This is a genomic window from Streptomyces hazeniae (assembly GCF_031845485.1).
Lineage (GTDB): Bacteria > Actinomycetota > Actinomycetes > Streptomycetales > Streptomycetaceae > Streptomyces > Streptomyces hazeniae.
This window is the reverse complement of the sequence record NZ_JAVREQ010000137.1, coordinates 1-475: the sequence shown is the minus strand read 5'-3', so window position 1 is coordinate 475 and position 475 is coordinate 1. Positions and strand designations below refer to the sequence as shown.

At 70.5% G+C, this 475-nt stretch carries 2 protein-coding genes; both read right to left on the bottom strand.

Translation table 11 applies throughout. The features are described from left to right. A partial coding sequence (locus RM572_RS28985) for a DUF2017 family protein (protein WP_311676336.1) occupies nucleotides 1–224 on the bottom strand: 224 nt, incomplete at its 3' end. Nucleotides 225–285: 61 nt separating this feature from the next. After that, on the bottom strand, nucleotides 286–475 hold a 190-nt coding region (gene clpS / locus RM572_RS28980), incomplete at its 5' end, for an ATP-dependent Clp protease adapter ClpS (protein ID WP_311676335.1).

The window sequence follows — 475 nt, the reverse complement described above, 5'->3', positions numbered from 1 at the left end:
CCGTAGGCGTCCGGGAAGAGCCGGGCCAGGGCCGGGTCGGAAGGCGGCTTGCTGGGGCCCTCGGCGAAGAGCGCGGCGAGCGGGTCCTCGCCCTCGGCGGGCGTGTCGCCCGGGCCGATCAGTTCGAGCAGCTGCACGGCGAGGGAGCGCAGGATCGAGATCTCGACCTCGTCGAGCGCGACGGCCGCGCCGCCGCCCGGGGTGGCCTCGAAATGGCCGGCCATGGATTCTCCGATGTTGGAACGGACGGGGCAGGACAGCGGTCGGGGCGAGGGGCGCCAGGGGCTAGTTACGGTCCTGGGTGAGGGTGGCCCACAGCCCGTAGCCGTGCATGGCCTGGACGTCGCGCTCCATCTCCTCACGGCTCCCGCTGGAGACGACGGCACGGCCCTTCTGGTGCACGTCGAGCATGAGCTTGTGGGCCTTGCCCTTCGAGTAGCCGAAGTACGCCTGGAAAACGTAGGTCACATAGCTC